The organism is Devosia sp. ZW T5_3, from assembly GCF_044987315.1.
GTDB lineage: Bacteria > Pseudomonadota > Alphaproteobacteria > Rhizobiales > Devosiaceae > Devosia.
This window is the reverse complement of record NZ_JBJDRE010000005.1, coordinates 196,034-215,806: the sequence shown is the minus strand read 5'-3', so window position 1 is coordinate 215,806 and position 19,773 is coordinate 196,034. Positions and strand designations below refer to the sequence as shown.

At 62.6% G+C, this 19,773-nt stretch carries 18 protein-coding genes; 14 read left to right on the top strand and 4 right to left on the bottom strand.

Annotation, left to right across the window (positions count from 1 at the left end; translation table 11 throughout):
* Positions 1-114 precede the first annotated feature (114 nt).
* The 3 genes from ilvA (at position 115) to ACI3KW_RS08525 (ending at position 3,831) form a co-directional block, all read left to right on the top strand.
* Positions 115-1,638, top strand: a complete 1,524-nt coding sequence (gene ilvA, locus ACI3KW_RS08535) for a threonine ammonia-lyase, biosynthetic (RefSeq protein ID WP_404847709.1) — start codon at positions 115-117, stop codon at positions 1,636-1,638.
* 187 nt (positions 1,639-1,825) lie between these two features.
* The gene (locus ACI3KW_RS08530; protein ID WP_404847708.1) at positions 1,826-3,046 is read left to right on the top strand and encodes a hypothetical protein; all 1,221 of its coding nucleotides are present in this window, start codon (positions 1,826-1,828) and stop codon (positions 3,044-3,046) included.
* Between the two features lie 89 nt (positions 3,047-3,135).
* A complete protein-coding gene (locus tag ACI3KW_RS08525; protein WP_404847707.1) occupies positions 3,136-3,831 on the top strand; it encodes a pyrimidine 5'-nucleotidase in 696 nt (231 codons plus the stop codon).
* Between the two features lie 241 nt (positions 3,832-4,072).
* Here the strand turns inward: ACI3KW_RS08525 and ACI3KW_RS08520 are convergent, their stop codons facing one another.
* Positions 4,073-4,441 (bottom strand): VOC family protein, encoded by a 369-nt coding sequence (locus ACI3KW_RS08520; protein WP_262170292.1) that lies wholly within the window; start codon positions 4,439-4,441, stop codon positions 4,073-4,075.
* A gap of 130 nt (positions 4,442-4,571) precedes the next feature.
* Between ACI3KW_RS08520 and ACI3KW_RS08515 the strand changes: the two genes are divergently transcribed.
* Together ACI3KW_RS08515 and ACI3KW_RS08510 are read left to right on the top strand one after the other, a co-directional pair.
* Entirely contained in the window at positions 4,572-5,561 is a 990-nt protein-coding gene (locus ACI3KW_RS08515) for a potassium channel beta subunit family protein (protein ID WP_404847706.1), read from the top strand.
* Between the two features lie 100 nt (positions 5,562-5,661).
* On the top strand, positions 5,662-7,539 hold the full coding sequence (locus ACI3KW_RS08510; protein ID WP_404847705.1) for an ABC transporter ATP-binding protein: 1,878 nt from the start codon (positions 5,662-5,664) through the stop codon (positions 7,537-7,539).
* Positions 7,540-7,544: 5 nt separating this feature from the next.
* Here ACI3KW_RS08510 and ACI3KW_RS08505 read toward each other — a convergent pair whose 3' ends face one another.
* Positions 7,545-8,534: an acryloyl-CoA reductase gene (locus ACI3KW_RS08505; RefSeq protein WP_404847704.1), complete on the bottom strand. Its 990-nt coding sequence runs from the start codon at positions 8,532-8,534 to the stop codon at positions 7,545-7,547.
* 116 nt (positions 8,535-8,650) lie between these two features.
* On the opposite strand from ACI3KW_RS08505, the gene ACI3KW_RS08500 reads away from it, so the two are divergent.
* Both ACI3KW_RS08500 and ACI3KW_RS08495 read left to right on the top strand, forming a co-directional pair.
* Entirely contained in the window at positions 8,651-9,004 is a 354-nt protein-coding gene (locus tag ACI3KW_RS08500; RefSeq protein ID WP_404847703.1) for an ArsR/SmtB family transcription factor, read from the top strand.
* 81 nt (positions 9,005-9,085) lie between these two features.
* A complete protein-coding gene (locus ACI3KW_RS08495) occupies positions 9,086-10,135 on the top strand; it encodes a cation diffusion facilitator family transporter (protein ID WP_404847702.1) in 1,050 nt (349 codons plus the stop codon).
* Between the two features lie 17 nt (positions 10,136-10,152).
* Here the strand turns inward: ACI3KW_RS08495 and ACI3KW_RS08490 are convergent, their stop codons facing one another.
* Positions 10,153-11,598 (bottom strand): NAD-dependent succinate-semialdehyde dehydrogenase, encoded by a 1,446-nt coding sequence (locus ACI3KW_RS08490; RefSeq protein WP_404847701.1) that lies wholly within the window; start codon positions 11,596-11,598, stop codon positions 10,153-10,155.
* Between the two features lie 9 nt (positions 11,599-11,607).
* A complete protein-coding gene (gene gabT / locus ACI3KW_RS08485; protein ID WP_404847700.1) occupies positions 11,608-12,891 on the bottom strand; it encodes a 4-aminobutyrate--2-oxoglutarate transaminase in 1,284 nt (427 codons plus the stop codon).
* A 105-nt stretch (positions 12,892-12,996) separates the two neighbouring features.
* Between gabT and ACI3KW_RS08480 the strand changes: the two genes are divergently transcribed.
* The 7 genes from ACI3KW_RS08480 (at position 12,997) to ACI3KW_RS08450 (ending at position 19,771) form a co-directional block, all read left to right on the top strand.
* Positions 12,997-13,887 carry a LysR substrate-binding domain-containing protein gene (locus ACI3KW_RS08480; RefSeq protein ID WP_404847699.1) on the top strand — a complete coding sequence of 297 codons (891 nt, stop codon included), beginning with the start codon at positions 12,997-12,999 and terminating at the stop codon, positions 13,885-13,887.
* Between the two features lie 143 nt (positions 13,888-14,030).
* A complete protein-coding gene (locus ACI3KW_RS08475; RefSeq protein ID WP_404847698.1) occupies positions 14,031-14,777 on the top strand; it encodes a gamma-glutamyl-gamma-aminobutyrate hydrolase family protein in 747 nt (248 codons plus the stop codon).
* Positions 14,778-15,193: 416 nt separating this feature from the next.
* Positions 15,194-15,667 carry a DUF3830 family protein gene (locus ACI3KW_RS08470; protein WP_404847697.1) on the top strand — a complete coding sequence of 158 codons (474 nt, stop codon included), beginning with the start codon at positions 15,194-15,196 and terminating at the stop codon, positions 15,665-15,667.
* 49 nt (positions 15,668-15,716) lie between these two features.
* A complete protein-coding gene (locus tag ACI3KW_RS08465; RefSeq protein WP_113120748.1) occupies positions 15,717-16,751 on the top strand; it encodes a polyamine ABC transporter substrate-binding protein in 1,035 nt (344 codons plus the stop codon).
* 358 nt (positions 16,752-17,109) lie between these two features.
* The gene (locus tag ACI3KW_RS08460; protein ID WP_262170310.1) at positions 17,110-17,928 is read left to right on the top strand and encodes an ABC transporter permease; all 819 of its coding nucleotides are present in this window, start codon (positions 17,110-17,112) and stop codon (positions 17,926-17,928) included.
* The gene (locus ACI3KW_RS08455) at positions 17,921-18,724 is read left to right on the top strand and encodes an ABC transporter permease (RefSeq protein WP_404847696.1); all 804 of its coding nucleotides are present in this window, start codon (positions 17,921-17,923) and stop codon (positions 18,722-18,724) included. The genes ACI3KW_RS08460 and ACI3KW_RS08455 overlap by 8 nt, the downstream gene beginning before the upstream one ends.
* A 3-nt stretch (positions 18,725-18,727) precedes the next feature.
* Positions 18,728-19,771, top strand: a complete 1,044-nt coding sequence (locus ACI3KW_RS08450; RefSeq protein ID WP_404847695.1) for an ABC transporter ATP-binding protein — start codon at positions 18,728-18,730, stop codon at positions 19,769-19,771.
* Positions 19,772-19,773: the final 2 nt, after the last annotated feature.

The following is a 19,773-nucleotide window of genomic DNA, read 5'->3' as shown; positions in this document are numbered from 1 at the left end:
CCACGCCAATATTTCCATGGCGGCAAGTGGGCTGCGGACGCTTCGGCCTGTGCCGACCTTGACAAGCAGCCGATCTGCGAGCCCCTCTGCGCCAGATCACTGGAGTGCCTATCCATGCAGGATTATGTCCGCCGTATCCTCACCTCATCCGTCTATGAGGTTGCCGAGGAAACGCCGCTTGAGAAAATGCAGCTGCTGTCGGCGCGGCTGGGCGCCGAAGTGCTGCTCAAGCGCGAGGATATGCAGCCGGTTTTCTCCTTTAAGATCCGGGGCGCGCATAACCGCATCGCGCAGTTGAATGCCAGCGAGCGCGCCCGTGGCGTGATCTGCGCCTCGGCGGGCAATCACGCGCAGGGCGTGGCGCTTTCCGCCACGCGGCTGGGCATCCGCGCCGTCGTAGTCATGCCCACCACGACCCCGGCCATCAAGATCGGCGCCGTGCGCCGGCTCGGTGGCGAAGTCGTGCTGTTCGGCGATGGCTTCGACGCGGCCCGCGCCCATGCGGCGGAACTGGCCGAGCAGCATGGCTATGTCGTGGTTCACCCGTTCGACGACCCCGATGTGATTGCCGGCCAGGGCACGATCGGCATGGAATTGCTGCGCCAGCATCCGGGCGAACTGGGGGCCATCTATGTGCCGGTGGGTGGCGGCGGGCTGGCGGCCGGCATTGCTACCTTCGTCAAATTCCTGCGCCCCGAAATCAGGGTGATTGGGGTCGAGCCGGAAGAAGCCGCCAGCATGAAGGCGGCCATCGCCGCGGGCCATCCGGTGGCGCTCGACCAGGTGGGGCTGTTTGCCGATGGCGTGGCCGTGCGCGAGGTGGGTACCGAGACTTTCCGGATCTGCCGCGAATTGCTCGACGACATCGTCACTGTCACGGCCGATGAAATCTGCGCCGCCATCAAGGACATCTTTGACGACACGCGGGCGATTGCCGAGCCGGCCGGTGCGCTGGCTTTGGCGGGCCTGCGCAAGCAGGTCGAGCAGGGTGCGGCACCCGCTGGCGCGCTGGTCGCCATCAATTCGGGCGCCAATGTCAATTTCGACCGGCTGCGCTATGTGGCCGAACGGGCCGAAATCGGCGAGCGGGCCGAGGCGCTGTTCTCGGTGGAAATTCCCGAGCGACCGGGTAGCTATCGCGCCTTCATGCGCCTATTGGGCCAGCGCTCGATCACCGAATTCAACTATCGCTTTGCCCATGACAGCACGGCCAAGATTTTCGTCGGCATCAAGCTGAGCCGTGGCGATGCGGAAAAGCACGAAATCATCAGCCTGCTCGAAGAGCATGGGCATGGGGTGATCGACCTGACCGACAATGAAGTGGCAAAGCTGCATGTCCGCTACATGGTGGGCGGACGCGTTGCCGATCTCGAACACGAAACGGTCTATCGCTTCCAGTTTCCCGAACGGCCGGGCGCGCTGCTCAAATTTCTCGAAGGACTGCATGACGGCTGGAATATTTCGCTGTTCCACTATCGCAATCACGGCGCCGATTATGGCCGCGTGCTGATCGGGGTGCAGGTGCCACCGGCGACGCGGGCCGATTTCATCGCCCATATCGAGGCCATCGGCTTTCCCTATTGGGATGAAACCGACAATCCGGCCTATCGGCAGTTTCTCGATCACGAACGGGCATAACAAGCGGGTTTGTCACACAATCGTCGCGGCTATTATGCCGGGATAAACCAGTAATGGGCTTTGCGGGCGCATTTCCGCCTATAATCGATTGCAATGGAAGCACTTAGAACCCATCTGCACGACAAGTCAGCGGTTCCTCGCGGAGCCGGTCACCATAAACAATATCGACAACAAGCCGGAGACGACGATGAGGATAACCAAGAGCGTAAGCCTGATGCTGCTGGCCGGTGTGGCCAGTATCGGGGTGGTGCAGCCTTCCATGGCGCTGGAGGCCCAGGCTTTCCTGGATCGCGTCACCCTGGTCTACAAGACCATTGGCTATGACCTCAGCTTCGGCGAAGGCCGGGTCGAGGGCGACAGCGTGATCGCCACCGGGGTCAAGGCTGGCATTGCCGGGCTCGACACGTTCGATCTTCCCACCGAAATCACCTTTTCCGGCATTACCGAGCGCGACGATGGCGGCTATCTGGTGGATGAAGTTTCCATCCCCGATGTCGATGCCGAGTTCGCCAAGAAGCCGGCCGGTCATGTGACGCTGTCCGACATCAAGCTTGAGGGCCTCTATCTGCCGGGGGGGGAAACCGTGCCGGCCGAGGCGCTGCTGCAATTGGTGACTTCGGTCAGCACCGGCCCGCTCTCGGTGACCCGTGACGGGCAGGAGGTTTTCTCCTACGCGTCCTTCCTTGCCGGCTCGACCTTTACCCCGGCACAGGGCGAACCAATCACCGACCTGACCTCGCAGATGGCCATTACCGGCCTTAATGTCGATCTCTCCACCGTCAAGGAAGAAGACCCCTCCGCCGGTGCGGTCATCGAAGCGCTGGGCCTTGAGAGCCTGTCGGGCGATATCAACCAGCACCTGACCTGGTCGATGGCCGATGGCCACATGGTGATGGACCAGTTCCTGCTCGATTTCGCCGATGTGGGCGCGCTCGACATCAATCTCGATGTCACGGGCCTGACCCCGGCGGCGCTTGAGCAGCTTTATGCGATGCAGGCTGCCGCCGCGGTGAGCGATCCGACCAGCGAAGAAGCGCAGTCCGCCCAGATGATGGCCGGCATGCAGTTGATGCAGGCCATTTCCATCGTTTCGGCCAAGGTGCGCTATGACGATGCCTCGCTTGCCGGTAAGCTGCTGGATTTCTTCGCCAGCCAGTCAGGCGGCGATCGCGCCACCTTCGTGGCCGGCATCAAGTCCATGCTGCCCACGCTGATCGACCAGAGCGGCATCCCGACGCTCAAGGATGTGGTGGTGCCCCCGGTTTCCGCCTTCCTCGATGACCCGCAGAGCCTGGAAGTCACCGTACAGCCGGAGAACCCGACCACCCTACTGGTGCTGACCGCCGCTGCGGCCAACCCTGCCCGGCTGATCGCCGCGCTGGGCCTTGCCATCACCGCCAACGAATAATCGCTTCGGGCGGTCCGTATCGCGGGCCGCCCATTCAAGTGTTAGGTGAAACCGTCACGGTTTTGCACTATATTGGCGCCATGAATGACATGACGCTCCCCGCCGCACGCAGTCTTTCCCACATTACCGATTGGGTCTTTGACCTCGACAACACGCTTTATCCGCGCGAGTGCAATCTGTTTGCGCAGATCGATGTGCGCATCACCCATTATGTGATGGACCTGACCAAGCTGGATTTCGAGGCGGCACGGGCGCTGCAAAAGACCTATTATCGCGATTTCGGCACCACGCTGAACGGGCTGATGCTGCAACACGAGGTCGATCCCGACCATTTCCTCGCCAATGTGCATGCCATCGATTATTCCCCGGTGGCCGAGCATCCCGATCTGGTGGCGGCGATCCGTGAACTGCCGGGCCGCAAGTTCATCCTCACCAATGGCGATGTCGGCCACGCCCGCGCGGTCCTCGCCCGGCTGGGCGGCGCGGACCTGTTCGAACATGTCTACGATATCCGCGCCATGACCTATGTGCCCAAGCCGCATCGCGAGGCCTATGCCGGGTTCTTTGCCGCCCACGGGGTCGATCCGACCAGTGCGGTGATGTTCGACGACCTCGAAAAGAACCTGGTCGTGCCGCACGAAATGGGCATGGCTACCGTCCAGGTGGTTGCCGGCCCCGATTACGCCCATGAGCAGGTCGACGCTTGGGAGTTGGGCCGTGGCGACAGTGCCCATGTGCATCACGTTACGGATGACCTCGCGCGGTTTTTGCGCGAGCGGCCGTAAGGGGCACGACCTCGTGGTTCGACAAGCTCACCATGAGGTCTACTTCTAGATCGTAGATGCAGCCCCACTCTCGATGTCACCCCGGCGCAGGCCGGGGCCCATCCTGAGATCGGCCCGCAGCCGCAAGGTGTGTGGATGATATCGTAGGCCTGTCCGGCGATCTGGCGGCGTGCTGCACCATCTCGAGATGGGCCCCGGCCTGCGCCGGGGTGACACCGTGGTTGGGGGCAGGCCTCTATCGCTACATATTGTTCAGGTGCAAAATATTGCCGTCGGGGTCCTTGAACCAGACCATTTTGAAATCGCCGGCAATGTGGATATCGCCGCGCAGATCCATGCCTTCGTAATGCTCGAAGCTGACGCCGCGGGCGCGTAGGTTGGCGACGATGTCCTCGATTTCGTCGCCCACGCCCCAGACCACGGCATTGGCCTTGTTGGTGCCGGCGAAGTCGGATTTGTAGACCACCAGCCCGGTCTTGCCGGTCTTGAATTCCATGACCATGTCGTCGGACTGGATCAGGGTCAGCCCCAGCACATGCTCATAGAAATGCCGGGCGCGGGCCATATCGGTTACCGCCACGATGGCGGCCGAGTCGAAATCCTTGAGCATGACGAACTCTCCGTGATTGGCTATGCTGCTCCAACGCGCCGCCCAGACTTGGGTTCATTCCCCGGCGCACCAGCCATGAAGACAATTGGATAGATGCGCCCGCGACGGAGCGGCGCAGAGGAGCTGCAGCATGGAATATCGTCGTCTTGGAAAATCGGGCCTCAAGGTCAGCGAAGTCTCGCTTGGTTCCTGGGTCACCTTCGGCAAGCAGGTCGATGAAAAGGAAGCCATGGCGCTGATGGGCCTGGCCTATGATGCGGGGATCAATTTCTTCGACAATGCCGAAGGCTATGAGGCCGGCGAATCCGAAGCCCTGATGGGCGCGGCGCTGGAAAAGCTCGGCTGGGGTCGCGACACCTATGCGGTCTCCTCCAAAGTGTTCTGGGGCGGGGAAAAGCCCACCCAGAAGGGTCTATCGCGCAAGCATGTGACCGAAGCCTGCCACGCGGCGCTGAAGCGGCTGCGGGTGGATTATCTCGACCTCTATTTCTGCCATCGCCCCGATATCGATACCCCGATCGAGGAAACCGTGTGGGCGATGCATAACCTGATCACCCAGGGCAAAATCCTCTATTGGGGCACTTCGGAATGGAGCGCCCAGCAGTTGACTGAAGCCTGGGCCGTCGCCAAGGACCTCAAGATCACCCCACCGGTGATGGAGCAGCCGCAATATAACCTGTTCACCCGCCAGAAGGTGGAGGGCGACTATCTCCCGCTTTATGACCTGATGGGCCTGGGTACGACCATCTGGTCCCCGCTCGCCTCGGGCGTGCTGACCGGCAAATATAATGAGGGCATTCCCGCCGATAGCCGCATGAACCTGCCCGGCTATGAATGGCTCAAGCACAGCTGGGAAAGCGAAGACGGCAAGGCAAAACTGGTCAAGGTCAAGCAGCTTGCGGAGCTCGCGAAGGAGATCGGCCTGCCGATCCATCACCTGGCGCTGCTGTGGTGCCTCGACAATCCGCATGTCTCGACGGTCATTCTCGGTGCGTCGCGCAAGAGCCAGCTGGAGGATAATCTGACGGCGCTCGACGCCAAGGACAAGCTGACCCCGGATGTGATCGAAAAGATCGAGACGATCATGGGCAACAAGCCGGCTGCGCCGCAGCGATATTAGACCCCTGCCATCAGTGGGCCTCACGGGTGAGGTCTACTGATGGCCTCCCTTTGCAACACACCACCTTTTTCCGTTCCTCGCGGCGTTCTATCATTCCCTCATGACCGACCTTCCCGGCCGCAAGCCGCCGCCTCATCCTGAAACTGCTCCCACCTTCCGCGAACGGCTGGAAAACCTGCGCCATCTGGGGCGCCTGGTGTCCCAGATCTGGCGCACCAGCCGGCCGCTGACCGCCGCCAGTATCGGGCTGCGGCTGATCGCTTCGGTGCAGCCCATCGCCATGCTTTACGTTGGCAAGCTGATCATCGATGAGGTGGTGCGGCTGACCAGCCTCTCCGCCCCCGGCCCCGGCTTTGCCGAATGGTGGGCGAGCGGCGCGCTCACTACGATAATCGGCCTCCTGGCGCTTGAGCTGGCGCTGGTGATCTTCTCCGACCTGCTGGCTCGCGCCACGGGACTGGCCGATGCGGTGCTGTCGGAGCTGCATTCCAACCAGGTCAGCGTCGAGCTGATGACCCATGCGGCCCGGCTCGATCTGATGCATTTCGAATCCGCCGAATATCAGGACCGGCTGGAGCGCGCCCGGCGGCAGGCCGCGGGCCGCAATGCCCTGCTCAGCCAGATGTTCGGCCAGGCGCAGGATATCATCACCGTGGCGACGCTAGCGGGCGGCCTGTTCTTTTACGCGCCCTGGCTGATCCTGCTGCTGCCGCTCAGCTTCGTGCCCGCCGTGTGGGGCGAAAGCCGCTTCAATACCCTGGCCTATTTCATGAACCGCTGGCGCACGCCGGAGCGGCGGGAGCTCGAATATATCCGCTATGTCGGCTCCAGCGCCGATACGGCCAAGGAGATCAAGCTGTTCGGGCTGGGCGGCTTTCTGATCGAGCGGTTCAAGAAGCTGGCCCACACGATCTTTCTCGAAAATCGCCGGCTCTCGACCCAACGCGCGGGCTGGGGCGCGGTGTTTTCCTCGATTTCGACGCTGACCTATTACGGGGCCTATGCCTTCATCGTCTGGCGCACCATTATCGGGGATTTTTCCATTGGCGATCTGGCGTTCCTGTCAGGCTCATTCCTGCGGCTCAATGGCCTGTTCCAGAAAATCCTGCTCGGCTTCACCCAGATTGCCGGGCAGTCCATGTATCTCGATGATCTGTTCTCGTTCTTTGAGATCGAGCCGGCCATCTTGCCGCCGGCCCATCCCAAGCCCTTCCCCCAGCCCATCGCCCAAGGCATCGTCTTCAACAATGTCGGCTTCCGCTATCCCGATACCGAGACCTGGGCCATTCGCGGGCTGTCCTTCACGCTACATGCCGGGGAAACCCTGGCGCTGGTGGGCGAAAACGGGGCGGGCAAGACCACCATCGTCAAGCTTTTGACCCGGCTCTATGATCCCGATGAGGGGCGCATCAGTGTCGATGGCATTGATCTGAAAGACATGCGGATCGAGGATATTCACGCCCATATCGGGGTGATCTTTCAGGATTTCATCCGCTATAGCCTCTCCGCTCGTGAGAATATCGGGGTGGGCCGGATCGATGACCAGCACGATATGGAGCGCATCGAAGACGCGGCCGAGCGCAGCCTTGCCGATCAGGTGATCACCAAATTGCCCGGCGGCTATGACACCCAGCTAGGGCGCCTGTTCAACAAGGGCCGCGATCTCTCCGGTGGGGAATGGCAGAAGGTCGCCATTGCCCGCGCCTATATGCGCGATGCCGATCTGATCATTCTGGACGAACCCACCGCCGCGCTGGATGCCAAGGCGGAAACTGAGGTGTTTTCGCGGTTCAAGAGTCTGGCCAGCGGCAAGACCGCCGTGATCATCTCGCACCGGTTTTCGACGGTGCGGATGGCGGACCGGATATTGGTGCTGGAGAATGGCGCGATCCTGGAGTCCGGCTCGCATGAGCAATTGCTGGCGCTGCGTGGACGCTATGCCGAGTTGTTCGAGTTGCAGGCGGCGGGGTATCGGTAGGGCCCCTACCCCACCCGCACCAGCACCCGGCCGTTGACCTTCCCAGCCAAAATCCGTTGCGCCGCCCCGGGCAATTCCTCAAGCCCGATTTCCTCGACCAATTCCTCATAGCCCGCAAAATCGAACAGCTCACCAAGCCTCTGCCACGCCGCAACCCGCGTCGCATAGGGCTGCATGACGCTGTCGATACCGATCAACGTCACGCCGCGCAGGATGAAGGGCAAGACATTGGTTTCAAGCTCGATGCCCCCGGCATTGCCGATGCTGGCGACAGCACCGCCATATTTGATCTGCCGCAGCAGCTTGCCCAGCACCTTGCCGCCGACATTGTCGATAGCCGCCGCCCAGCGCGCGCTTTCGAGCGGCTTGTCGGCACCGCCGAGAAAGGCACTGCGGTCGATGACGCTGGAAGCGCCCAGCAGACGTAGCGCGCCGGAGAGTTCCGGACGTCCCGACAGCGCGGCGACCTGATAGCCCAGCCGGGCCAGTATAGACGTGGCGATCGAACCGACCCCGCCGGCCGCGCCGGTCACCAGCACTTCGCCAGCATCGGGCCGCAGCCCCGTGGCCTCAAGCCGGTCGATGGCCAGCATAGCGGTCAGCCCAGCCGTGCCGGCGATCATGGCCTGGCGCGCGGTCAGCCCTTCGGGCAATGGCACGAGCCAATCGGCGCTGACCCGGGCGCGCTCGGCATAGCCGCCCCATTGGGCTTCGCCCACGCGCCAGCCCGTGAGCACCACGGCCTGGCCGGGTATGTGGCGGGGATCGATGCTGTCGCGCACCGTGCCGGCAAAATCGATACCGGCGACATGAGGATAGGTCCGCACGAGGCCTCCCGCGCCAGTCAGGCACAGGCCATCCTTGTAGTTGAGGCCCGCCCATTGCACGTCGACCGTCACATTGCCGTCGGGCAGGCGCGCCTCATCCACCTGCTGAACCGATGAGCTGATCCGCCCATCATCCGCCTTTTCAGTCACCAGAGCGCGAAAGCTCATCGACCGCCTCCCCAGGCATTCTTGATTAATGGCACCCTGACACGTTCGCGGCGGGCGCCACAAGCTGGTGCAATAGCGCAAAGCGCCTTATCTCTTTGTTCAACAAGCCCCAAAGAGTGTTTCCGTTGAGTGTTTCAGTGACCGCTACACCCAGTGACAGCCAGATCGCCGTGATCGCCGAAACCTATCGTCTATTGGGCGACCCCACCCGGCTGCGCGTGCTGCTGGCATGTCTGGGCCAACCCATTGCCGTGGGTGATATCGCCAAGGCAGTCGCCGCTTCCCCCTCGCTGGTCAGCCACCATCTGCGCCTACTGCGCGGCGCGCGGCTGGTGCGCGGCACGCGGCGCAACAAGCAGGTGTTCTACGCGGCGGCCGACGATCACATTGCTCGCATGCTGGCCGATATGATTGAGCATGCCATGGAGGAGCATGGGCCGGGCGAGGCGGAAGACGACCGCGACACCTGACCGCAGTGTCGGCCCGGCATCGCGCTTGATTTCTACATATGAACATGTATTCATATGTAGACGAAATGAGGAGCATTGCCGATGGCAGGCACAGGACCGGTCCATAATCCGGGCATTCACGATCACGCCGAGCACGATCATGACGACCACGATCACGCGGGGCATAGCCACGCTGCGGTCGGGCATGACCATGCCAGCCATGACGATCATGATCACGCGGGCCACGACCATAGCCATGCGCCTACGGTGAGCGCCGGCAATGAAAAGGTCGTGCTGATCGGCTTTGTGCTGACGGCGACGTTCATGGTTGCCGAAGTGGTGGCGGGTGTGCTGTCGGGCTCGTTGGCACTGATTGCCGATGCCGGGCATATGCTCACTGATGCCGCCGCATTGCTGCTGGCTTGGGCCGCCTTCCGCTTTGGGCGCCGGGCTTCCGACAGCAAGCGCAGTTTTGGTTATATGCGGCTCGAAGTGGTGGCCGGGCTGGTCAATGCGCTGGCGCTGTTCGCGCTCACGGGCTGGATCCTGTACGAGGCGATCCAGCGCTTCATGACGCCCCATGAAGTGCTGGCCGGGCCGATGTTCATCGTCGCCGTGCTGGGCCTCTTCATCAATATCGCGGTGTTTTTTGTGCTGTCGCGGGGCGACAAGGAACATGTCAATATTCGCGGCGCCATGCTGCATGTGCTGGGCGATCTGCTCGGCTCGGTCGCCGCCATCGCCGCCGCCATCGTGATCTGGCTGACCGGCTGGATGCCGATCGATCCGATCCTGTCGGTCTTTGTGTGCCTCTTGGTGCTGCGCAGCGCCTGGAAACTGTTCCGCGGCTCGCTGCATATCCTGATGGAAGGCACGCCGGGCAATGTGGCCATCGAGGATCTGGAAAAGAGCCTGCTTGCCGCTGTGCCGGGCCTTAAGGCGGCGCGCCATATCCATGTCTGGTCGATTACTTCGGGCAAGCCCGTGGCGACGCTGGAGATCGTTTTGGCGCCGGGAGCGGATGCGGCGGCGACGACGCTGGCGACCAAGCAGGCGCTGCTTGGGGAATACGGCATTACCCATTCGACCATCGAGATCGTGTGGGAGGAGGGCAAGCCGGGCTGTGCGCTGGCGGCGGATGGGGTGCCGTAAGGAGTAAACGGGTGGGCTCAGAGCCCACCTACACAGGCATATTTCAGCTCGGTGAATTCCAATATCCCATGCGCCGATCCCTCGCGGGAATTGCCGCTTTCCTTGACGCCGCCGAAGGGGGCCAGTTCGGTGGAGATCAGGCCGGTATTGATGCCGACCATGCCATATTCCAACCGCTCCATCACCCGGAACAGCCGCGCAGCATTCTGGGAATAGAAATAGGCTGCGAGCCCGGTTTCGGTGGCATTGGCTGCGGCGATCACTTCATCCTCAGTGGTGAAGCGGAACACCGGCGCCACCGGGCCAAAGGTCTCCTCCTGCGCCAGCTGCATGTCGCCGGTTACGCCGGTCAGCACTGTGGGTTCAAAGAAGGTCTGCCCGAGTTCATGCCTTTTGCCGCCCAGCGCGATTTCCGCGCCCTTGGCTACGGCGTCGGCAATGTGCGTTTCGACCTTGGTCACCGCATCTTCGGTGATTAGTGGCCCCTGCACCACGCCGTCAGCAAAGCCGTCGCCGACCTTAAGCGCCCGCACCTTGGCGATGAGCTTTTCGATAAAGACGTCATGCACGTTGTCCTGCACATAGATGCGGTTGGTGCAGACGCAAGTCTGGCCCATATTGCGGAATTTGGAGAGGATCGCGCCCTCGACCGCCGCGTCGATATCGGCATCGTCGAACACGATGAAGGGGGCATTGCCGCCCAGTTCGAGCGCCACTTTCTTGACCGTTCCGGCGGCCTGCCGCATCAGGATTTTGCCCACTTCGGTCGAGCCGGTGAAGCCCACCAGCCGCACTTTGGGGTGGCTGGTTAGGACGCCGCCGATGGCGATAGCGTCGCCGGTGATGACGTTGATGGTCCCGGCCGGGAAGGCGGCGCGCTGGGCCAGTTCGGCCAATGCCAGAGCGGTCAGCGGCGTCTCGGGCGCGGGCTTGAGCACCACGGTACACCCCGCCGCCAGTGCTGGCGCCACCTTGCGCGTGATCATCGCGGCCGGGAAATTCCACGGCGTGATCGCTGCCACAACACCGATGGGCTGGCGCAGCACCATGATGCGGGCATCGGCGCGGTGCGAGGGCAGCAATTCGCCCGCCACGCGCTTGGCCTCTTCGGCATAGAATTCAATGTAGGAGGCGGCATAATCGATCTCGCCCAGCGCCTCGGCAAAGGGCTTGCCCTGCTCACTGGTGAGAATGGTGGCCAAGTCACTGCGGGCAGCCATGACCAGTTCGAACCATTTGCGCAGCACGGCGCTGCGGTCCTTGGCGGTGCGGGCGGCCCAGGGGTGGAACGCCTTGGCGGCTGCGTCCACGGCGATCGTTGCTTCCGCCGCGCCGTGATTGGGGACATGGCCCAGAATTTCGCCATTGGCCGGATTGGTTACGGCCAGCGCGGCCTCGCCGGTAAACTGGCCATCGATGAAGCTCTGCGACCGCAACAGGGTCGGATCGGTCAGGGCGCGCATGGGGGACTCCTATTCGATATTGGCGGCGACGAGGGCGTTGGTGAGCTTGTCCAGGCCCTCGGCCAGCACGGCGTCGGAAATGGTCAGCGGATTGAGAACGCGGATGGTGTTGCCATGGATGCCACAGGACAACAAGACGAGCCCATCCTCCAGCGCCGCCGCGATTACCCGCTTGGTGGCCGCTGCATCGGGCTTGCCCTGCCGGTCGAGGATGTCGAAAGCGATCATGGCGCCGGGGCCGCGGATGGCGGTGATGGGCAATGCATCCTTGCGAATAACGATATCGCCCAATGACTTACGGATGAGGCCGCCCAGCTCGTCGGCGCGCTGCAGCAGGCCTTCCTCGGCGATGATATCGAGCACGGCAAGCGCCGCAGCGCAGGCAATCGGGCTGCCCGCATAGGTGCCGCCCAGCCCGCCCGGCTCGGCCGCATCCATGATGTTGGCCCTGCCGATAACGCCCGAAAGCGGGAAGCCGCCGGCCAGGGATTTGGCCACCGTCACCAGATCCGGTTCAACGCCGGAATGCTCGATGCCGAACATTTTTCCGGTGCGGGCAAAGCCGGTCTGGACCTCGTCGGCGATCAGGATAATGCCGTGGGTGTCGCAGGTTTTGCGGAGGGCTTTGAGCAATTCTGTGGGAGCGGGCAGGAAGCCGCCTTCGCCCTGGACGGGTTCGATGATGATGGCGGCAACATCGGCCGGTGCGATGTCGGCGCGGAACAGGGTTTCGAGGGCCTTGAGTGTGTCGGCGGTGCTGACGCCATGGCTCTCGGCGGGGAAGGGTAGGTGGTAGATGGCGGGTGGGGCGACGCCGAATTTGGCCTTGTAGGGGGCGACCTTGCCGGTCAGTGCCATGGTGAGGGTGGTGCGGCCGTGGAAGCCGCCGCTGAAGGCGATGACGCCGGGACGATCGGTGGCAGCGCGGGCGATTTTGATTGCGTTTTCAACGGCTTCTGCGCCGGTCGAGAGCAGGATGGACTTGGCCGGCGCTGAGAATGGGGCCAGCGCACTGAGCTTTTCGCAGAGCGCGACATAGGGTTCGTAGGGCAAAATCTGGAAGGCGGTGTGGGTGAAGCGGTCGAGCTGGTCGCGGACGGCCTTGAGCACTTTGGGGTGGCGGTGGCCGGTGTTGAGCACGGCAATGCCGCCGGCGAAATCGATGTAGCGTTTGCCCTCGATATCCCAGATTTCGGCGTTTTCCGCGCGCTCGGCATAGATGGGAAAGGCATTGGCGAGGCCGCGGGGAATGGCGGCGATGCGGCGCGCCTGGAGACTGGCATTGGATAGCATTTTGAGTCACTCACACGGCGAATTGGTGAGCGGACTGTTAGCGTTGAGCATGACATTGGGGTAGCAGATTGATTTGGGCAGAGTGGTGCATTAAAGCTTCCACTCATGAGCGAAAAGCTGTCCCTGCCACCGCTGATCATGCTGCGCGCCTTCGAGGCGGTTGCCCGCATGGGCAGCATGCGCAAAGCGGCCGATGATATCGGGGTGAGCCATACGGTGGTCAGCCGGCATGTGCGCAATCTCGAACATTGGCTGGGCCAGCCTTTAGTGACTGCAACGCCGCGCGGGGTGGTGTTGACGGCGCAGGGCGAGACGCTGTTCGCCGCCACGACGCGTGCCTTCCGCATCATCGCCAACACGACCGCCGAATTGCGTCCGGCGTCGCGGCGGGCGGGGTTGCGCATCTGGTGCATGCCGGGGCTGGCGACGCGGTGGCTGACGCCGCGCCTGTCGCAGATCGAGGCGGCGATGGGGGATGTGGATATCAGCCTGCGGGCGATCGACCGGCTGCCCGATTTTGCGGCGGGCGAGGCCGATCTGATGATCGGGTTCGGGAGTTTCGACCGGCTGCCCACGGGCGCCGACCGGCTGATCTCGCCGCGCATGTTTCCGGCGGCGAGCCCGGCCTGGATTGCCCAGCATGGTGCGCCGGCCGATCTGGCCGAGCTGTCCCGCGCGCCGCTGATCCACGAGGAGAGTCGGCAGCAATGGACGGACTGGTTCGAGGCGATGGGGTTTGCGCTGCGGAGCGAATTGCGCGGCCCCCGGCTGTGGGATGCCAATCTGGGGTTTGACGCGGCGCTGGCCGGGCAAGGCATTGCGCTGGTGACGCGGCTGACCGCCGGGGCCGAAATCGACGATGGGCGGCTGGTGGAGATTTTGACCAGCAAGGTGCGGCTGGGCGGGTATTATCTGCTGGCCTCGCCGCAGCGGGCGGGGGATGCGGTGCTGGCGCGGTTCGAGCGGTGGCTGGAGGAGAATTTGCCGCTGGATTAGCGGGGCCCGCGCGCTCATACGCGAGCGCGTGATTTTCGCCGCCGCGCTGTCCCTGTCCAGCCCGCTTTGGCAAATTGTTTGGGTTGACGAAGCGGGTTCGCAAACCGAGCTTAAGGGCACCTTTCTCCAAGTATTGCATCATCATGACCATTTCACCCAAGCCCGTTATCGGGGTTATTTCCAACCATGTCGTCGAGGACGAAGGCGCGTATGTCGTCAAGGCGCGCTATGTCGATGCGGTGGCGCGCTATGCCGATGCGGTGCCGCTGATCTGTCCCAGTGTGGAGGATGTCAGCAATGCGGCGGCTATTGTCGCGCGGCTCGATGCGATCCTTTTGACCGGCGCCACGTCCAATATCGAGCCGGGCCGCTATGGTGCGGCGGCCGGGCGCGCGCCGTTTGATCCGGCGCGCGATGGCATGGCGGCGGCGCTGATTGCGGCGGCGATGGCGGCGGGCAAGCCGGTGTTCGGGATTTGCCGGGGGCTGCAGGAAATCAATGTGGCTTTGGGCGGCACGCTGGTGGACCAGCGTGATGGGACCAACCAGGCATTGGCGCACCATGCGCCCGATGGGGTCGATCTGGACCTGATGTTTGCCCATGCGCATAGCGTCGAGGTGGTGCCCGGTACGCTTTTGGCGGCTATTGCGGGCGAAGGGTCTTTTGCGGTCAATAGTGTGCATTTCCAGACCATTGGTGCCTTGGGCAAGGGGCTGGTGGTCAATGCGCGTGCTCCCGATGGGGTGGTGGAGGCCGTGTCATCGAGCGGGACGGCGGCGCCGATTCTGGCGGTGCAATGGCATCCGGAATGGCGGCCGGAGGGCAGGCCGCATGATCTGGCGTTTTGGCGGAATGTGGGGGTGATCGCCCGGGCATATATGGGGCGGTGAGCTTGCGATGTACCACGGTGTCATTCAGGCCGGAATCCATGCTGAAGGTTATCCGTAAGCTGGATGTATGCGGATCGCCACGGACATGGATTCCGGCCTGCGCCGGAATGACACCTTGGGTGGGTGAGGTCGGGTTCGGGTTTGGGGGTTCGGGTTTGGGGTCTGATCCACCAACACCGAGCTTTTGGCGGTTCCGACACCCCCACCCCCGCTTTTCGCTAGCGAAAAGCTGAGCCCTCCCCTCAAGGGGGAGGGGATTGGATCGTGACTCCCCAATTTAGTGGGCCAGATAGCTGACATGGCCCCTCGTCACACCCCGTTCAATAAGAATCCATTATCGATTGAATTTTGAATCGGAATTGGACAGAGGCGCTGGAAGGCCTTTGATTGGGGCGTCCAACCAAGTTATGGCCATTATGTCCGACAAGAAATTCTATCTCAAATTCGTCGATGCCAATGTGCAGGGCATCATTACGCTTTATTGGGACCATGCCCCCAAGACCTGCGAAGCCCTGTGGAATGCGCTCGAAACGCCGATCCAGTGGAAGGCCACCCACGCCATGTTCTCGGGCCCCGAGATCATGATGGGCCTGCCCGAAACGCATCGCAATTTCGACCCCACCGCCCTGCCGCCGGAAAACCAGACAATCATCCCTGAAGTGGGCGAGCTGCTCTGGTATTATCAGCCCAAGAACTTCTTCAAGATCGACCCGAGCGAGTTCTGGGAGATCGGCATGTTCTACGGCGTGGGTGGCCGCACATTCGGCCCCACGGGTTGGATTCCGTGCACCTATTTCGGCAAGATGACGGAAAATCTGGAAGCCGTTGCCGAGCAGTGCCGCCTGATCCGCATTGAAGGCGCCAAGACCGTCGAGATCGGCCGCCTCTAAGACAATCGGCCGGGCGAGGGCCCGGCCAAATTTCAGCAAGGGAACGCAAATGAAAGCAACACTCGGTACGGCCGTTCTGGGCCTCTCGGCCCTGCTCGGCACCACTGCCTTCGCGCAGGACAATACGCTCACCATCAATTCCTTCGGCGGCGCGTATGAAGAGGCGCATCGCGCCTGTGTCATCACCCCGTTCGAGGCGGCCACCGGCGCCAAGGTCAATGTCGTCACTGCCTATTCGGCCGACGCCTTTGCCCAGCTGCGCGCCCAGAAGGCGGCGCCGCAATTCGACGTGATCCATTTTTCGGGCGGCCAGGAAATCGTTGCTGCAGCTGAGGGGCTGCTGGCGCCGATCGACAAGGCCAGCCTGACCAATGCCGCCGATCTCTACGATTTCGCCAAGGCGGACCTCGCCAATGGCCAGGGCCCGGCCTATTCCATCGCCGCGATTGGCCTGGTCTTCAACACCGAAGCGGTGCCGGCTGCGCCCACCAAGTGGACCGATCTGCTCAACCCTGAATATGGCGAGCATCTGGTGCTCACCGACATTTCCAACGGCTATGGCATGCTGAGCTTTCTGATGCTCAACCAGGTCGAAGGCGGGGATCTGAGCAATATCCAGCCGGGGCTCGATGCCGTCGGCAAGTTGCTCGATGCCGGTGCGGTGGTGGTGTCGACCTCGCCCGAAATCCAGCAGGAATTCGCCCAGAACGACGCCTGGATCGCGCCTTATGCGTCCGACTATGCCTTCACCTTGCGCAAGGCGGGCCTGCCCTCCGGGTTCGTGCAGGGCGAAGAAGGCACGCCGGCGAGCTATATCACGGCGAACCTGGTGGCCGGCCGGCCGAACAATGAACTGGCGCTGAAATTCATCGATCTTGAAATCTCGGCCGAGGCCCAAAAGTGCTTTGCCGAAGCGCTGCGCTATTCGCCGACCAATGCCAAGACCGAACTGAGCCCCGAAGTCGCCGCCGACGTGGCCTATGGCGAGGCCGGCGTTGCCGGGCTGATCCGGTTTGATCCGGCAACCATCGAAGCCCATCGCACCGCGTGGGTGGAAGAGTGGAACAAGGCCATCGCCCGCTAGGCGAGACAGATATCGGGGCTCTCGACACAGGGAGCACCAATAGCTCTGCTGACGCCTGCCACGTCGGCATGACACGATCCGGGCGAGGCACTCCCTCGCTTGGCCCGGATCGCAGGGCCTCTTCACCCCCAACATGAAGAGGCCCGCCCCTTTTCTCTGTTGCCGCCGAGGTGTCATCCCCGCGAAAGCGGGACCTCCGTTCAACGGTGCAGAAGAAGAAAACGGAGGTTCCCACTTTCGCGGGAATGACCCGGAGATGTTAGATGGCAGGCACGACCTCGTGGTTCGACATCCTGAGCGTGTCGAAGGATCACCATGAGGTCACTGATGAAGCGCGACCCAAGGAAAACTGCACTTGATGAATGACCGCACAGAAAACCTGCTGCTGGCCCTGCCGGGACTTCTGCTGCTGGTGCTCGCCTTCTTTCTGCCGATCGGGCAGATGCTGGTGCTTTCGGTGACGGGGCCGGAAGGTCCTCTGGCACCGTTTGCGCGGTTTTTGAGCGATCCCTATTATCTGGGCATTCTGTGGCGCACGGTGCGCCTGTCCTTCCTCATTACGCTGATCTGCGCCGCGATCGGGTTTCCGCTGGCCTATATCATGACCAAGGTGGGGCCGAGGCTGCGGCTATGGTTGGTCGTCATGGTCATCCTGCCGCTGATGACCAGCGTGGTGGTGCGCACCTTTGGCTGGATGGTGCTGCTGAGCCGTAGCGGGCTGATCCCCGAAATGCTGCGCGATATGGGCCTGGTGGGCCGCAATTTCGCTCTGATGCAGACCGAGACCGCCATTGTCATCGGCATGGTGCAGGTGTTGCTGCCCTTTATGGCGCTGTCGATTCTCGGGGTATTGACCCGGATCGATGGGCGGCTGGAAGAGGCCGCGCGCACCATGGGCTGCTCGTTCCTCCAGACTATTCGCATGGTGGTTTTGCCGCTGGCTTTGCCGGGGATCGTGGCGGGATCGCTGCTGTGTTTTACGCTCTCGGCCAGTTCCTTCGTCACGCCGAACCTGCTGGGTGGCACGCGCATCCAGGTGTTGGCGGCCTCGATCTATAAATCGGTGACGACGACGCCGGACTGGCCCTTTGCGGCGGCGCAGGCGGTGATCCTGTTTGCCGGGATCGCACTGGTGCTGGTGCCCTATATCAAGATGACGGGGGCCAAGCATGGTTAAGTCGGTTCCCACCTGGCTGCGCGTCCTGAGCGTGGTTTTCGTCATGCTGACGGCATTGATCCTGTTGGCGCCGCTAATCGTGGTGGTGGGTGTTTCGGTTTCGGAAAGCCAGTTCATCGCCTTCCCGCCCAATGGGCTGAGCCTGCGCTGGTATCAACAGGTGCTGTCGTCCAACGCCTATCTTGGCGCGGGGTGGATCAGTATCCAGATCGCTGTGATGGTCACGGTGCTGGCGACGCTGATCGGGGGCGCGGCGGCGATTGCCATCCATCGCCGGCAATTGCCGTTTTCCGATGTGCTCGGCACGGTGTTCCTGTCGCCGCTGGTGCTGCCCACCATCATCTATGCCATTGGCATGCTGATGTTCTGGAGCTCGGCCTTTGGGCCGGTGTCGCCGGTGACGCTGGCGCTCAGCCACACCATCATCGCCCTGCCCTATGTGGTGCGCACGACGCTGGCGGTGTTGGCCGAATCCAATCCGTATCTGGAGGAAGCGGCGCGCACTATGGGCGCCAATCGGCTGCAGCGGCTGTGGTTCGTCGTCGTGCCGCAATGCATTCCGGGGCTGGCGGCGGGGGCGTTTTTTGCCTTCAATATCTCGTTTGACGAGGCGGTGCTGTCGCTGTTCCTGCGCGGGCCGACGCTGACCACCCTGCCCGTGCAGATTTACGGCCAGCTCGAATTCTCCCCCGATCCATCGGTGGCGGCGGTGTCCACCATCATGATTGCCCTGACTGTGGTGTTGATCTTCGTGATCGATCGCATGCTGGGGCTGACCAAATTTGCGAGTGCCTGACCCATGGCCAATGTGCGCCTGACTTCGATCCAGAAATCCTTCGCCAAGACCGCGGTGTTGCATTCCATCTCGCTCGATATCGCCTCGGGCGAATTCATCAGCCTGCTCGGGGCTTCGGGGTGCGGCAAGACCACCTTGCTGCGCATCGTGGCGGGGCTGGAAAGCGTCACCGCGGGCGCGGTGGAAATCGATGGCCGCGACGTGACGGGGCTGCCGCCGGAAAAGCGCGACATCGCCATGATGTTCCAATCCTATGCGTTGCTGCCGCATTTGAGCGTGGCGGAGAATGTGCGCTTTCCGCTGCGCATGCGGGGCATTGGCAATCGCGAGGAGCAGGCCGAAAGGGTCAAGGCGGCGCTCGAAACCGTGCAGCTGGGGCACCTGGCCGAGCGCAAACCGCGCCAGCTTTCGGGTGGGCAGCAACAGCGTGTGGCTTTGGCGCGGGCGATCGTTTCCAAGCCCAAGGTTTTGCTGCTGGATGAGCCGCTGAGCAATCTCGATGCAAGGCTGCGCGAGGACATGCAAGTGGAGCTGATCGAAATTCACCAGCGGCTGGGGCTGACCACGATTTTCGTGACGCATGATCAGGAGGAGGCGCTGAGCCTGTCCGATCGCATCGTGCTGCTCAATGCCGGGCGGATCGAGCAGGAAGGCACGCCGGCGCAGATTTATTCGCAGCCGGCGACGGGCTTTGCGTCGAATTTCATTGGCTCGGCCAACCTGTTGCCTGCCGAAATCGTGGAAGGGCCGGATGGTCCGGTGGCGCGGTTCGGCGATGGGCAGGAGCTGGCTTTAGCCAGAAACGAGACGGCGCGGGGGACGGCGACTCTCGCTTTGCGGCAGGAGGATTTGAGCCTGTCGGCCGAGGGCAATGGCCCCAAGGCCAAGGTGCGTACGCGCGTGTTTCTGGGGGCGCGCAATCGCTATGTGATGAGCCTGGCTGGCCATCCGCTGCGTGCGCTGACTGCCAATGATCTCGACTTTGCCGATGGGCAGAAGGTGAGCCTCACCATCGATCCCGCACGCATCCGCATCATCCGCGACTAACC

What these genes read in the sequence shown, in the direction of transcription:
- ACI3KW_RS08510 (WP_404847705.1), top strand. Translation starts at nt 5,662, where the DNA reads ATGACCGACCTTCCCGGCCGCAAGCCGCCGCCTCATCCTGAAACTGCT.
- ACI3KW_RS08450 (WP_404847695.1), top strand. Translation starts at nt 18,728, where the DNA reads ATGGCCAATGTGCGCCTGACTTCGATCCAGAAATCCTTCGCCAAGACC.
- ACI3KW_RS08495 (WP_404847702.1), top strand. Translation starts at nt 9,086, where the DNA reads ATGGCAGGCACAGGACCGGTCCATAATCCGGGCATTCACGATCACGCC.
- gabT (WP_404847700.1), bottom strand. Translation starts at nt 12,891, where the DNA reads ATGCTATCCAATGCCAGTCTCCAGGCGCGCCGCATCGCCGCCATTCCC.
- ACI3KW_RS08490 (WP_404847701.1), bottom strand. Translation starts at nt 11,598, where the DNA reads ATGCGCGCCCTGACCGATCCGACCCTGTTGCGGTCGCAGAGCTTCATC.
- ACI3KW_RS08465 (WP_113120748.1), top strand. Translation starts at nt 15,717, where the DNA reads ATGAAAGCAACACTCGGTACGGCCGTTCTGGGCCTCTCGGCCCTGCTC.
- ACI3KW_RS08460 (WP_262170310.1), top strand. Translation starts at nt 17,110, where the DNA reads ATGAATGACCGCACAGAAAACCTGCTGCTGGCCCTGCCGGGACTTCTG.
- ACI3KW_RS08530 (WP_404847708.1), top strand. Translation starts at nt 1,826, where the DNA reads ATGAGGATAACCAAGAGCGTAAGCCTGATGCTGCTGGCCGGTGTGGCC.
- ACI3KW_RS08525 (WP_404847707.1), top strand. Translation starts at nt 3,136, where the DNA reads ATGACGCTCCCCGCCGCACGCAGTCTTTCCCACATTACCGATTGGGTC.
- ACI3KW_RS08470 (WP_404847697.1), top strand. Translation starts at nt 15,194, where the DNA reads ATGTCCGACAAGAAATTCTATCTCAAATTCGTCGATGCCAATGTGCAG.
- ACI3KW_RS08520 (WP_262170292.1), bottom strand. Translation starts at nt 4,441, where the DNA reads ATGCTCAAGGATTTCGACTCGGCCGCCATCGTGGCGGTAACCGATATG.
- ACI3KW_RS08455 (WP_404847696.1), top strand. Translation starts at nt 17,921, where the DNA reads ATGGTTAAGTCGGTTCCCACCTGGCTGCGCGTCCTGAGCGTGGTTTTC.
- ACI3KW_RS08505 (WP_404847704.1), bottom strand. Translation starts at nt 8,534, where the DNA reads ATGAGCTTTCGCGCTCTGGTGACTGAAAAGGCGGATGATGGGCGGATC.
- ACI3KW_RS08475 (WP_404847698.1), top strand. Translation starts at nt 14,031, where the DNA reads ATGACCATTTCACCCAAGCCCGTTATCGGGGTTATTTCCAACCATGTC.
- ACI3KW_RS08515 (WP_404847706.1), top strand. Translation starts at nt 4,572, where the DNA reads ATGGAATATCGTCGTCTTGGAAAATCGGGCCTCAAGGTCAGCGAAGTC.
- ACI3KW_RS08480 (WP_404847699.1), top strand. Translation starts at nt 12,997, where the DNA reads ATGAGCGAAAAGCTGTCCCTGCCACCGCTGATCATGCTGCGCGCCTTC.
- ilvA (WP_404847709.1), top strand. Translation starts at nt 115, where the DNA reads ATGCAGGATTATGTCCGCCGTATCCTCACCTCATCCGTCTATGAGGTT.